The organism is Nostoc sp. 106C (assembly GCF_002154725.1).
GTDB lineage: Bacteria > Cyanobacteriota > Cyanobacteriia > Cyanobacteriales > Nostocaceae > Aulosira.
Window position 1 is genome coordinate 63,429 of the sequence record NZ_MTAW01000062.1, and the last position, 11,826, is coordinate 75,254.

Below are 11,826 nucleotides of genomic sequence, written 5' to 3' on the forward strand. Positions count from 1 at the left end.
CTACTTCATCCCAACATCCAAGCGATCGCCTTATCTTCTCTCTGCGCCTCTGCGTCTCTGTAGTTCGTTTTTCCTAATCACCAATCTCGTTTCACCTCAACAACCTCTGTATACTCAAACTCATTGGGACTTTGCCGCACTAGAGGATATCTTTCCCCACCCAATTCAATATAATCTTGTTCGCAATCTGGCTTTGAAGAAAAGTAAGTTAACACATATTCTCTCCCGATTCTGTCTGCCATTTCTTCTTCAACTTCACCCCGCCACTGTGTCTTTGTCACCAACACAATTAACTGATTTGCTAACTTAGGAATTGTCTGCGCAATATGTCGCCGAGAAATTTCATCTAAGCTACCAAAAGGCGAATCCATGACAATTGGAAATGTGCTGCTTTCTGGTAACATCAGCATTTTCCGTTTTTCACTCCATTCTCGGACTCTATCAATAATGCTGGCAATAAAAGATAAACTGAGAATTTGATTTTCCCCAGTGGAAGCTGCAACTGGTGCTTCTACTCCGGCGGTGTTTTCTATTAATGTCAGTTCATATTTATCACTAATTTTGGGAATATAAGGAGTAAAGGATATATCTGCAAATATCTCCTGTACCCGCTTCTCTAGTTGCAGGCGAAATTGCTTTTCTTGCCGATTTCGTACTTCTGTTAACCTTTCAATTGCATCTTGAGTGGCGTTAATCCGCCGCTGTGCTAATGCTTGTCGTTCTTCGTTCAGTTTTTGCTTGGCAATTTGTTTACCTAAAGCTTCTATTTCTGTTGTGAAGTGGGCAATTTGTTGTTGGTTAGCACCTTGTTCTCTATTTAATTCATCAATTTTATTTTCAATTTCATCTAAGCGTTTCTGTAAGCTGCTAATTTCTTCGTTAGCATCTTTACGCAATCGATCTTGAATATTATCTAATTCATTTTCAATTTGCGAGATATTTTGTCTTAATTGGTTAATTCTCGCTTGTTCTCTGTCAACTTCTTCCCAAAATGCCGTCGCTTGCTTATCAATTTCATCAACTTGGGCACTCATGCGAATCGCCGTTTCTTCCACAGCCGAAGAACCTGCTTTATCTAACCAGATAATCACATTGTTATGAGAATGACTACCTGCATTTAAATCTGTACCACAAATACAACGTTGAGAATTAAGTAACTCATTTACAAACTCCCGCGAAATGCCTGAAGTTAATTCACCACTCTGCTTCAAATCATGCATGATTTCCCGAAACTGGGCTGTAATTTCAGAAAGTAAAACTGTGTAACCCCGTGCAGAAATAATTTTTTTTAAGGCTTCTCGATTCTTTTTATAATCTTCCTTATACGTTTCCTTCTGCGATTCTAAATTTTGACAACGTTCCTGCAATTCCTTCGCCGCACTCAGTTCGCGTAAGCGGTTACTCGTCTCTTTCTTTAAAGTTTGCTGATATTCTAACTCTTGTTGAATTTCTGTTTGGCGTTTGGTAATGCTTTCAATCTCCCGTTCTATTTTTTCTTGCTGTCGCAAAAGCTGTTTGATTTCGGAATCCCCAATGGCTTTTAAGTCATTTTCTAAACTTTTTTTCGCTTCTCCCAAATGTTTAATTGAACGGTTAATTACCTCTACACCCAAGAATATCTTTGTGGCTTCAGCAATTTCCGCTTTTTTATCAGAACGGACTATTTCTTCAATCCGTTCGCCGTCAAAGAAAAAATATTGATGCAAACTCGCAGGTAAAATTTGATTGATGATATCTTCTGGTTGCTGGGGTGGGAAATACCATTTACCATCATCCCCACCTACCCACATAGTTAACTGAGTTTTACTAGCTTCAAAATCATTCTCGTTTTTATAAACTCGGCTGGAACGTTTTACACGGTAGCGCTTACCTTCATGTTCCCAGCCAATTTCTACCCAACATTCTACCGCTTGTTTGTGTTTCGCTTCAGCGATCGCTCTTTTATTAACTAGCTGTTCTACTGAGGCAAATGCTGCACTAAACTTTTCATATAGTACCCAAGTAAAGGCATTGAGTAAACTGGTTTTTCCAGAGCCATTATTGCCATGAATAATCGTGGTGTTAAGAACATCTCCGCCGGAAATTACTATCTCTGGTGTCGTTCCATAAAAGGAGCGAAAATTACACAGCTTAATTGAAGTCAGCTTCATCGCACCTCTTCCTTAACAATCACCAAAATTTCATCGTTAATGTGACTATTAATTCTCTTCTCTAATCTGCCTTTTTCCAGCTTCCATACCCGTTCAATAATCTGCCGCACTTCTGGTGGGGCGCTGGTAATTGGCTCCTGCACATCATCAATATTTTGGTCTGCTGACATGGCGGATTGTAGCTACTTTTTCTTTTTATTTTACCTGTATCTTCTACTGCGATCGCATCCGTTAAGCCACGGTTTGTCTTATCTTTAATTTCTCAAATTTTTTGTGGGGAAGGCTTTATGGTGAGGTTATATGCTGGTATACTGTAAGTATTTAATATAATAGATTAGTAGCGCCTTGAAAAATTTTGCCTACATCTCATTATATTAATGACCTAATATTATTATCCTATATATTTGTCGCTAACTATTAGACTTCTTGCAAAAATACGAATCAGCAAAAAAGGAACCACAGATGAACACAGATAAACACAGATAGTTTATCGGCGTTCATCGGCGGTTCATATATCTAACAATCCATACCGCTTTTGTAAATCGAGTAATTTCATTCTCGCTTCACCGGCGTTATCAGCTAAGTCAGCAAACTCCACAAAGCGTCGCAATTCTTTTTTTAACAGATTGCGCTCTACTTCTATAGTTTCCCTTTCTAAATCTGGTGGCAATACAATCATGTCAAAAATCGTGGCGCGTTCTTTTCCAGGATGAGGACGTAAAACTCGCCCTCGCCGTTGGATAAACTGACGAGGATTACCAGAACTCGATAAAATTACCGCAGTTTGAATTGCTGGGATATCAACACCTTCATCTAAACAACGAATTGCCACCAAACCTTGCAATTCAGCACTTTCAAATTGACGGCGTAAAACTTCTCTTTCTTGTAAAGAAGTTTGGGCAGTGTAGGTACTAACTTTATACCCCAATTCAACACCCAAAATTTTAGCGACGGCTTTGAGTTGACGCAGAGATGAACGTTGTCCCGCCTCTTGCGAACCATCACTGCAATAGAAAAGGGTGTGAGTGGTATCTTTGCGAGTTGCCATTAATTCCCGCAAAGCAGTTAACTTATTTTCCGCCGCACCAATTAACCTGGCGCGTTGCATCAACAATGGCTTTAAATCTTCGTGATTCTCAAAGTCACCTGCTTCTCCATTTTCCCGTTCCCGATAAAGAAGCGATCGCCCAATTCTGCGAGTTAATTTTAAATAGGCAATGCTTTCGGCTTCTGTTAATTCCACAAGAATCGGAAAATACAAATAATGTACCAAAGCACCTTGAGCGATCGCATCCCTCAAAGTAAATTCTGGCTGGAGAACTGGGCCAAAATAATCAAACAAAGATTGGGTGCCATCATCATCAAAGTACCTTTCCGGTGTAGCAGACAAAGCTAACCGCAACCCGACGCGGCGTGGTAAACTTTCTTCTAATTTTGGTGCGCCTAAGTTATGGGCTTCATCACCAATAATCAAAGTTCTGTCAGGCAAATATTTCAGTTGGGACTGAAAGCCATCTCCAATTAATGTGGAGTTGGTGGTAATTACCGTGACAAATCTTTGAGAACCTGAACGCAGATTATAGATTTGGGTAGAAAGTTGACTTTGCCAATTGCGTACATTCTCGAAAGCTAAAATCGGTTGTAAGTTAAATTTTTCGCATTCTCTCGCCCATTGGGTGACAAGATGACGATAGGGACACACCACCACCAAGACTTGTAAGTTAATCTGCTGATATAATTCACAAGCGATCGCTAGTGCTGTGATTGTCTTACCACTACCAGTAGCCATTTTCAGCGTACCTCTGCCATTGTTAGCAAACCAGCTAGTGATAGCTTGTCGCTGGTATTGCCGCAATTGCAGAGATTGTGGCATTCTTGGACATCCTGGTAATGGTTGCTGAGTTTGATAACTGCCCTGACTTTCCCTTAACAATGGTAATCGTAAGCGGAAAGAGGGCAGTTCCTGTACTCGATTTAGCGTCAGGTACATAAAATGTCAATAACGAAGGTGGTGATGAACCCTAGTCAAGAGTCATTCATTGGTCATTTGTCATTTGTCCTTTGGGATTGGTTAAGACTCAAGGGTCAAGCATTTCTTCTCCCTTGTCCACGCCACTTGCTACAACGCGGGGAACCCGCGCAACGCAGTGGCTCCTCCTTGTCCCCCTTGTCCTTCCAGTCCCTAGTTATAATCACGCCACACAGCGATTAAAGAACCTTGCACTTGTACATGGATAGCAGGAACTTCAATAGGTTGATACTTCGCATTTGCTGGTTTGAGGGTAACGCGATCGCCACTGCGGTAAAAGCGTTTTAATGTAGTACCATGTCCATCTACTCTGGCGGCGACGATAGTGCCATTTTTGAGATGGTTTGGTTCTGGTACAGGACGCAGAAATACCAAATCGCCATCAGCAATTAAATCTTCAATCATGCTATCGCCAGCTACTCGCAAAGCGTAGGTTTGGGGAGGTAAGGAAAAATTGGAAGCGTCTAAATGATCTACAGCATCGGTAAAAGGTTCTATTAAACCTCCAGCAGCAATAGTACCCAAAATTGGTACACCTGTGGCTACTGGACGCAAAACCCTAATTGTTCGTGCTTTCCCTTCAGTCCATTCAATATATCCTTTAGTGCGTAAATGTTCTAAACGACTTTGAATTGGTGCTGGTGATTTCAGATTCATCGCTTGCATCATTTGCCGAATTGAAGGCGAATGCTGATGCGTTCGGATATATTCCGCCAGCCATTCATAAAGTTCTTGTTGAGCTTCGGTTAAACGTTCCATAATTTTGTCGGGAAGTAATTACAAATGTCCCTAGAACATTAGTACTACATAAAATCCCATATAAGCAAGGTGAAAGTAAAAATATATAGCGGTTCTTATAGGGATGAAATACACATTTATCTGTTTTTATCTGTATTTCCCAAATTTTATGAAATGTTATCTCAAATTTAAAAGCGCTATAACAGGCAAAAGCAAGATAAATCTTTAATCTTTTGCCTTTGAAGTTTTAAGTAATTACTCTGCCCCTAAAATACTAGCAAGCAAAGCCTTTTGCGCGTGCATTCGATTTTCTGCCTGATCCCAAACTCTTGATTGAGGTCCTTCAATTACGGCTTCAGTAATTTCTTCACCGCGATGAGCTGGTAAGCAGTGTAAAACTATCGCCTCTCGGTCGGCAAAGCTTAATAGCTGGTCCGAAATTTGATAATGTTGGAAAATGGGGAAGCGATCATCTGCTTCTGCTTCTTGCCCCATACTTGCCCATACATCAGTGTAAAGAACAGCAGCACCCTTAGCGGCAATTTCTGGGTCATGAGTAATGAGGACTTCTGTTTTATTATTGGCGATCGCTCGTGCTTGTTCTACAATTTCATGATCTGGTTCATATCCTTTTGGGGTAGCAATTCTGACATTCATTCCTGCCAAAGCACAACCCAACATTAAAGAGTTAGCGACATTATTTCCATCACCCACGTAGGTCAAAGTTAACCCGCTGAGGCTACCAAAGCATTCTTGAATTGTCATTAAATCGGCTAATACCTGACAAGGATGTTCCGCATCAGTCAGCGCATTAATTACAGGAATCTTGGCATAGCTAGCAAAAGTTTCTAACTCTTGCTGTGCAAAAGTCCGAATTGCCAAAACATCCAAATATCGATCCAACACCCGTGCTGTATCTTGCACAGGTTCCCCACGACTCACTTGGGTGACATTTGGATTTAAATCAATTACTTGTCCACCCAGCTGGTACATCGCTACAGTAAAACTTACTCGCGTGCGAGTTGAAGCTTTGGAGAACAACAATCCCAATACTTTATTACATCGCAACTTTAGCTGTTGTGATTTGAGTTGAGTTGCTAATTGCAGAAGTTCTTGAAGTTCTGTAGAACTGAGGTCCGCCAGACTTAATAAATCTCGTCCGTTCAACGCTACCATGCTTCCGAATCTGTAAAGAACCTAGTGATGTTTTTCTATGCCTTTAGCCAGCCCTGTGAAAAATTATCGCTTTAAAACTTTACCAGATATTTTGGTGTCCAGCCCAGGATTTTCACTTAGCTTTTGCTTGCAATCTGAATTTCTCAACATTTTCAACGCCCAAACTCGCAGCTTTTTTGTAACGTTCATGAGATTTGATCGTATTTATGCGACGATGTGCGATCGCCATAATCAGCGAGCTTGCCAAATTAGTAACTTAAAATAAAACCTAAAAACTTTTTTTGTTCTTACTGCTAGACAAATCGCTTATCTATGCTATAATCATAAATCGGTGAGTGATTAAAGAGCATAACACAACTAGCCAGCATAGCACAGTGGTAGTGCATCCGACTTGTAATCGGAAGGTCGTCGGTTCAAATCCGACTGCTGGCTTTCTGTACTGTCGATTAACTAATTATTTGTCATCGCTGACAAATTGTTGTCGTTGAAGACAAATTAATGTCGCTGAAACTAGATAAGCCTTTGTGGGGAAGTAGTGACAAATTAATGTCATCTAATATAGAATCCATGAGTTTTGTAGGCTGTACTCTATATGATATCAAGCCAGCAGTCGGATTTGCTTTCAACCCACCCAAACAAGAAAATTTATTACTTTATCCGAAATACTTAGAATTATTAAATTATTAAACGTTCTAAAGTTCTTCAAAATTATTGCTATACCAGTTCTCTAACTTAATAGAAGAAAAGCTTCAATAGAAAACCACGATCATCAGGAATAGCTTATAAAATTTTAACCATCTAATTGCTGCAAGCATACTTGCAAGCACTGTAATTCACTTGTGGACTTGCATATAGTATCTTTCAAACCTTTTCTTCAAATTTAAAAATCTTTCAATATCTGATAGAGTTAGGAACGGAAAAGCAATACTATGACTGCAATTTTGATATTGCTTATTTTCTAGGCGATACATTTTTAATGCCTGCTCATCGTAGTGCCATACTTCAGGTACACCTAGATCTACATAAATATCTAGTCGATTAATGGAACTACTGGAAATATCAACTTCAATTGCTAAATCTGGTGGTGGATCTTTGCTGAGGTCAATTTGCTCTTTGTCCCAGACAGCCTGTTCATTTTGAATATAGTAACATTGGTCTGGTTCTAAACCTCGCGCTAAATCTTCGCGATCGCAAGTTCTAGACCCCAAACTGCGAATTTCAACTTCCAACTCCTCTGTTAAGACTTCAACTAATCGTCCTAAGAGTTTTTTGTAAGTTTCATGTGGGTCTAAGGGTATTCTAATTTCTAACAAACCCCGATCGTAGGTTAGCCACATACCTGGCTGTTGCTCAAAGTTTTTGACTAAAAACTGATAAGTCTGCCAGCTAATATTATTGAGTAAAACCCGATCAGGACTTTGAATTAATGTTGCCGTCATGGGTAAAGAGAGGTAACAAGTGAACAATGTTGTTCTATTAATTCTAATGCTTCCACACTTTAACCAGACGGCTAATTTAGGCTTCTAAGTGATAATACCAACCTTTCCTGTATCTAAGTCGTAACGACCTCCGATGATTTTGAGTTGACCGGACTTTAGGCGTTCAGTTAAAAGATGCGATCGCTTCAACTGCTCAATTTGATATTGCACATTTGCTACCACAGCATTTTCAACTGCATCACCTGGCTGATTCTTAACCTTGTCTAGGGCTGGCTTAATTGCTTTGACAAAGGTACTAATATCACCAAGCAACTCTTCTTTTTTGACTGCGGCGGTGACTGCTCCGCATCGCTCATGACCTAACACCATCAGCAGCGGGGAGTTTAACAGGGTAACTGCATATTCAATACTACCAAGGGCTTCTGGTGTGGCAATATTACCAGCAATCCGAACATCAAAGATGTCGCCAATGCCTTGATCGAAAACAATTTCTGCGGGTACTCTTGAATCCGCACAACTGAGGATGGTTGCAAACGGATGTTGAGCTTGCGCGACTTCCTGCAACCGCGACGCCGATTGATCTGGGTATTGGGGTTGATGTTGGATAAAGCGCTGATTTCCCTCTATGAGCTTTTGCAGTGCGGCATCAGGGGTGAGGGATTGAGGGGTATCCGAAAGCAATTCTGCGGCTTTAGCCTGTTTAACCCGCCAGAGTAAATCGCTGGCAGTTACCATCAGACCAAATGCCCCCGTGACACCCAACTTTAAAAAGTCACGACGCTCCATAGGCTCCATAGAATGCTCCATGAGATTTATGCTACTTTTACAACGACGCTACACATTTCATAGAGCGAATCTCCATTACATCAGAGATGTAACAGGTTCCTCCAAATTTATTCAGTAGTGGTCTAATGTTTTCGACAACAGGCTTAAGTTGCTCTGGCATACAAAACGCGATAATGTATACATTATCGAGCATTGTCATGTCCAAATCTTCGGCCATACCTCGTAATCCTTTACCAGCAACACCTCGGATTACAGCATGACCATGTACACCTGACTTGTCCAAACTATCTAAAATTTTGGCAAGCTCAAACGAGTTGGCGATAATTTCTATCTTTTTAACTAAATGCATATTATTACCTCCAAAATAGGTTAATTCCGTAGAGATATAACGGAATTCCTACAATAATGTTGAACGGAAATGTTACTGCTAAGGCGGTAGAAACGTACAGACTAGGATTTGCCTCTGGAACGGTCATCCGCATAGCTGCGGGTACAGCGATGTAAGAAGCGCTGGCACACAACACAGCAAACAGTAGTGCATCTCCCTGAGGCATACCGATGAATTTGGCAATCAACAACCCAATGCCTGCATTGACTATTGGAATTAGTATGGCAAATGAGATCAGGAAAATTCCGGTTTTTTGCAAGTCTTTAATTCTTCTGGCAGCAACTAGTCCCATATCGAGTAAAAAGAAGGTAAGCATGCCATAAAACAGTCCTTGAGTAAAGGGTTCTAAAACGTGCCAACCGTGTTCTCCTGTCAACACACCAATGAGGAGACTACCAACCAAAAGAAAGACTGAACTATTGAGAAATGCTTCTTGTAATACTTCCGGCCAAGAAAAGTCGCGCTTTTCATCTACCGTAAATATATTCACCAGGATTAGACCAACAATGATGGCTGGAGATTCCATGAGTGCAAGAGCTGCTACCATGTAGCCATCAAAAGTAATACCAAGCTCACTTAAAAAGGCACTAGCGGTAATGAAGGTGACAGCACTGATAGAACCATAAGTTGCGGCGATCGCAGCAGCATCGTAAGTATCAAGCTTTACCTTTAGAATAAAAAAGGTGTAAATTGGGACAACACAAGCCATCAACATCGCTGCTAAGAGCGTTAGAACTACTTCTTGAGTGATGCCACTTTTAATCAATTCTACCCCGCCTTTAAAACCAATCGCAAACAGCAAATAAAGCGAGAGAAGTTTTGGTACAGGAGCAGGAATTTCTAAATCGGACTTGACAAAAACAGCAGTCATCCCTAGAAAGAAAAACAGGACTGGCGGATTCAGGATGTTGGATATGATTAAGCTGGCATCCATATTCATCCCTCCTTATGCTGACAAGATTGGCAATTGAAGAAATTTGGCATTTTAAACAAATTAGCGATTGATTCATGATGTATCGTGTATTGCTACCCCATGTCAATTGGGTGTAAAAATGGAGCGAGCTAGAATAACCGTATAAACTTCAGACTGATATTGCGAATGGATACTATCAGTTGGTCGAAAACAGACAAACAAATCGCAATGAAGCTTTTAACCAAGTTTACAAACGTGCGGTGATGCTTTTATCAGAAAGAGCCACGAAAAATGCAATAAAATTGTGGAGCTTGATGGGCTTTGGAACTTAGATGATTTTCTAGCCAATAAAAGATAAGAGATTAGCGATAAATACGATTACAGATACTCAGTTCTTATCTTTGACTTTGTGAGGTTATTTAGAGAAGGATGGTTAATTAGCAAGGAATTGGAATGTTTAGAAAAAGATAATTTATCTAAAATATCTATTTTAATGAATATTTAGTTATTTTTACTATGTGGATTTTAAATATAGTGAATTAAAGGTATAGTTTCACTATGCGAAACTCAAGTGCGATCGCTCAAGTCGCCAAGTATATTTTTTTAGATTTAAATAATATTTAATGACAAAACTTTTATTTTTATGTAGCCAAAATAGGCTGCGAAGCCCTACCGCTGAGATTGTATTTTCTGAATATGAAGGGCTGGAAACAGATTCAGCAGGTTTGGATCGCTATGCGGAAGTACCAATTTCAACAGAAGCAATTGCCTGGGCTGATATAATTTTTGTGATGGAAAAGTCTCATAAACAGAAGCTAGCCAAAAATTTTCAGCCCTTTCTCAAAGATAAGCGAGTTATCTGCTTAAATATTCCAGATGAATATGAGTACATGGAACCAGCTTTAATTAAATTGTTAAAGCAGAAGGTGCTACCTTTATTACAAATTAAAAATTAAAATATGGATATTCAAGAAGCTTTTAATACTGCTGCGGCAGATTACGATCGCTTACGTCGCATCCTCATTCCTTGTTTTGATGACTTTTATAAAACACAGTTGAAATAATCCCAAGCTTTCAAAGTTCACCATTAAAAGTTCTAGATTTGGGTGCTGGAACTGGACTTTATGCAGGTATGGTTCAAGCAGTCTTTCCCAATGCAGAATTTACTTTGCTGGACTTAGCAGCTGAGATGTTAGAAAAAGCCAAGTCTCGATTTAGAAAAATGGGTAAATCTCCCAGAATTCTCATAGGTGACTATGTTGAGACTGATATAACTGGTGCCTACGATTTGGTGATTTCTGCCTTATCAATTCACCATCTGTCTGATGCTGACAAGGAATGTCTTTATCAGCGAATTTACAACGTTCTCAATCCTGGCGGAATGTTTGTCAACGCGGATCAAGTTCTGGGAAAAACTCCTAATTTAGAAAAGCTCTATCGCCAACAATGGTTAAATTCTGTTTGTGCTCAGGGTATTTCTAATGAGGAGTTAAAAGCTGCACAAAAACGTATGCAATATGACCGCATGGCAACTCTTGATATTCAACTTGCTTGGCTAGAAGCAGCAGGATTTCAAGACGTTGATTGCTGGTATAAAAACTTTAGTTTTGCAGTATTTGGTGGACGAAAAGCATCTATATAAGCATCATTTGCCAGAACAGTAACTATTAATTTCATTGACTAGTTTAGTTTCTTCGCTACTATTCTTTTTCAGAGATGCTAAAGCAGTATTTGCAGATTTTAAATTCTTTTTATCTATAGCTGTTGCTGTATCTTTCAACCCCTTACTAGTACTTTGATAGAGGGTGAGAAAGCGCCCTTGATAGCCCTGCAATTTTTCATCTTTGATTTCTAACCCTTTCATGTCTGTAGTAATTGTGTCTATCTTCGTCGCTACTTCAGTCAAGGCTTTAGAACCTTTTTGAGGATTAGGATTTTTGCCGAAATCTTGACCTATTGTAACTGCCTGATTTGCTACTTTAACTATTTTGTTACATTGAGCAACCTTACTCTCTCCACAACCTGCAAATAGTAATGCGATCGCAGCAGTTCCAGGAAGTACAATACTTTGTTTAATCATACGTTGCATTTTTTATGTTCTCGACTATATTCTGCAAAATCCAGAGTTAGGATTGGTCATGATACGTTATACTCCATACTCTCTATAAATAGTATTAAGTTATACTAATTTATTGCAGTCTAAAGTT

General features: G+C 39.7%; 14 protein-coding genes and 1 tRNA gene. 5 read left to right on the forward strand and 10 right to left on the reverse strand.

Going from position 1 to position 11,826, the window contains the following annotated elements; genetic code table 11:
* Positions 1-77: 77 nt before the first annotated feature.
* The 5 genes from BV375_RS05810 to argF form a co-directional block, all read right to left on the reverse strand.
* Positions 78-2,150, reverse strand: a complete 2,073-nt coding sequence (locus BV375_RS05810) for an AAA family ATPase (protein ID WP_086758241.1) — start codon at positions 2,148-2,150, stop codon at positions 78-80.
* Entirely contained in the window at positions 2,147-2,320 is a 174-nt protein-coding gene (locus BV375_RS36595; RefSeq protein WP_166507384.1) for a hypothetical protein, read from the reverse strand. The genes BV375_RS05810 and BV375_RS36595 overlap by 4 nt, the downstream gene beginning before the upstream one ends.
* 338 nt (positions 2,321-2,658) lie before the next feature.
* Positions 2,659-4,140: a DNA phosphorothioation system restriction enzyme gene (locus BV375_RS05815; RefSeq protein WP_086758243.1), complete on the reverse strand. Its 1,482-nt coding sequence runs from the start codon at positions 4,138-4,140 to the stop codon at positions 2,659-2,661.
* A gap of 192 nt (positions 4,141-4,332) precedes the next feature.
* Positions 4,333-4,938 (reverse strand): transcriptional repressor LexA, encoded by a 606-nt coding sequence (gene lexA / locus BV375_RS05820; protein WP_086758245.1) that lies wholly within the window; start codon positions 4,936-4,938, stop codon positions 4,333-4,335.
* A gap of 234 nt (positions 4,939-5,172) precedes the next feature.
* The gene (gene argF / locus BV375_RS05825; protein WP_086758247.1) at positions 5,173-6,093 is read right to left on the reverse strand and encodes an ornithine carbamoyltransferase; all 921 of its coding nucleotides are present in this window, start codon (positions 6,091-6,093) and stop codon (positions 5,173-5,175) included.
* 37 nt (positions 6,094-6,130) lie between these two features.
* Here argF and BV375_RS05830 point away from each other — a divergent pair, with 37 nt between their 5' ends.
* The 3 genes from BV375_RS05830 (at position 6,131) to BV375_RS05840 (ending at position 6,780) form a co-directional block, all read left to right on the forward strand.
* A complete protein-coding gene (locus BV375_RS05830) occupies positions 6,131-6,358 on the forward strand; it encodes a hypothetical protein (RefSeq protein WP_086758249.1) in 228 nt (75 codons plus the stop codon).
* Between the two features lie 95 nt (positions 6,359-6,453).
* Positions 6,454-6,525: transfer RNA gene (locus tag BV375_RS05835), tRNA-Thr, on the forward strand.
* A 66-nt stretch (positions 6,526-6,591) separates the two neighbouring features.
* Complete coding sequence (locus BV375_RS05840; protein WP_086758251.1) at positions 6,592-6,780, forward strand: hypothetical protein; 189 nt, start codon at positions 6,592-6,594, stop codon at positions 6,778-6,780.
* Between the two features lie 146 nt (positions 6,781-6,926).
* On the opposite strand, the gene BV375_RS05845 is transcribed toward BV375_RS05840, so the two are convergent.
* The 4 genes from BV375_RS05845 to BV375_RS05860 form a co-directional block, all read right to left on the reverse strand.
* The gene (locus BV375_RS05845; protein ID WP_086758253.1) at positions 6,927-7,532 is read right to left on the reverse strand and encodes a Uma2 family endonuclease; all 606 of its coding nucleotides are present in this window, start codon (positions 7,530-7,532) and stop codon (positions 6,927-6,929) included.
* Positions 7,533-7,616: 84 nt separating this feature from the next.
* Positions 7,617-8,318 carry a carbonic anhydrase gene (locus BV375_RS05850; RefSeq protein ID WP_086758362.1) on the reverse strand — a complete coding sequence of 234 codons (702 nt, stop codon included), beginning with the start codon at positions 8,316-8,318 and terminating at the stop codon, positions 7,617-7,619.
* Between the two features lie 37 nt (positions 8,319-8,355).
* Positions 8,356-8,667, reverse strand: a complete 312-nt coding sequence (locus BV375_RS05855) for a P-II family nitrogen regulator (protein ID WP_086758255.1) — start codon at positions 8,665-8,667, stop codon at positions 8,356-8,358.
* 4 nt (positions 8,668-8,671) lie between these two features.
* Positions 8,672-9,640, reverse strand: coding sequence for a sodium-dependent bicarbonate transport family permease (locus BV375_RS05860; protein ID WP_086758257.1), 969 nt, complete (start codon positions 9,638-9,640; stop codon positions 8,672-8,674).
* A gap of 602 nt (positions 9,641-10,242) precedes the next feature.
* Between BV375_RS05860 and BV375_RS05865 the strand changes: the two genes are divergently transcribed.
* Both BV375_RS05865 and BV375_RS05870 read left to right on the forward strand, forming a co-directional pair.
* Entirely contained in the window at positions 10,243-10,575 is a 333-nt protein-coding gene (locus BV375_RS05865; protein WP_086758259.1) for a low molecular weight protein tyrosine phosphatase family protein, read from the forward strand.
* 146 nt (positions 10,576-10,721) lie between these two features.
* Positions 10,722-11,261, forward strand: a complete 540-nt coding sequence (locus tag BV375_RS05870; protein WP_208099060.1) for a class I SAM-dependent methyltransferase — start codon at positions 10,722-10,724, stop codon at positions 11,259-11,261.
* A gap of 3 nt (positions 11,262-11,264) precedes the next feature.
* Here BV375_RS05870 and BV375_RS05875 read toward each other — a convergent pair whose 3' ends face one another.
* Complete coding sequence (locus BV375_RS05875; protein WP_086758261.1) at positions 11,265-11,708, reverse strand: hypothetical protein; 444 nt, start codon at positions 11,706-11,708, stop codon at positions 11,265-11,267.
* Between the last annotated feature and the right edge of the window lie 118 nt (positions 11,709-11,826).

What these genes read in the sequence shown, in the direction of transcription:
- BV375_RS05810 (WP_086758241.1), bottom strand. Translation starts at nt 2,150, where the DNA reads ATGAAGCTGACTTCAATTAAGCTGTGTAATTTTCGCTCCTTTTATGGA.
- BV375_RS36595 (WP_166507384.1), bottom strand. Translation starts at nt 2,320, where the DNA reads ATGTCAGCAGACCAAAATATTGATGATGTGCAGGAGCCAATTACCAGC.
- BV375_RS05815 (WP_086758243.1), bottom strand. Translation starts at nt 4,140, where the DNA reads ATGTACCTGACGCTAAATCGAGTACAGGAACTGCCCTCTTTCCGCTTA.
- lexA (WP_086758245.1), bottom strand. Translation starts at nt 4,938, where the DNA reads ATGGAACGTTTAACCGAAGCTCAACAAGAACTTTATGAATGGCTGGCG.
- argF (WP_086758247.1), bottom strand. Translation starts at nt 6,093, where the DNA reads ATGGTAGCGTTGAACGGACGAGATTTATTAAGTCTGGCGGACCTCAGT.
- BV375_RS05830 (WP_086758249.1), top strand. Translation starts at nt 6,131, where the DNA reads ATGCCTTTAGCCAGCCCTGTGAAAAATTATCGCTTTAAAACTTTACCA.
- BV375_RS05840 (WP_086758251.1), top strand. Translation starts at nt 6,592, where the DNA reads ATGTCGCTGAAACTAGATAAGCCTTTGTGGGGAAGTAGTGACAAATTA.
- BV375_RS05845 (WP_086758253.1), bottom strand. Translation starts at nt 7,532, where the DNA reads ATGACGGCAACATTAATTCAAAGTCCTGATCGGGTTTTACTCAATAAT.
- BV375_RS05850 (WP_086758362.1), bottom strand. Translation starts at nt 8,318, where the DNA reads ATGGAGCGTCGTGACTTTTTAAAGTTGGGTGTCACGGGGGCATTTGGT.
- BV375_RS05855 (WP_086758255.1), bottom strand. Translation starts at nt 8,667, where the DNA reads ATGCATTTAGTTAAAAAGATAGAAATTATCGCCAACTCGTTTGAGCTT.
- BV375_RS05860 (WP_086758257.1), bottom strand. Translation starts at nt 9,640, where the DNA reads ATGGATGCCAGCTTAATCATATCCAACATCCTGAATCCGCCAGTCCTG.
- BV375_RS05865 (WP_086758259.1), top strand. Translation starts at nt 10,243, where the DNA reads ATGACAAAACTTTTATTTTTATGTAGCCAAAATAGGCTGCGAAGCCCT.
- BV375_RS05875 (WP_086758261.1), bottom strand. Translation starts at nt 11,708, where the DNA reads ATGCAACGTATGATTAAACAAAGTATTGTACTTCCTGGAACTGCTGCG.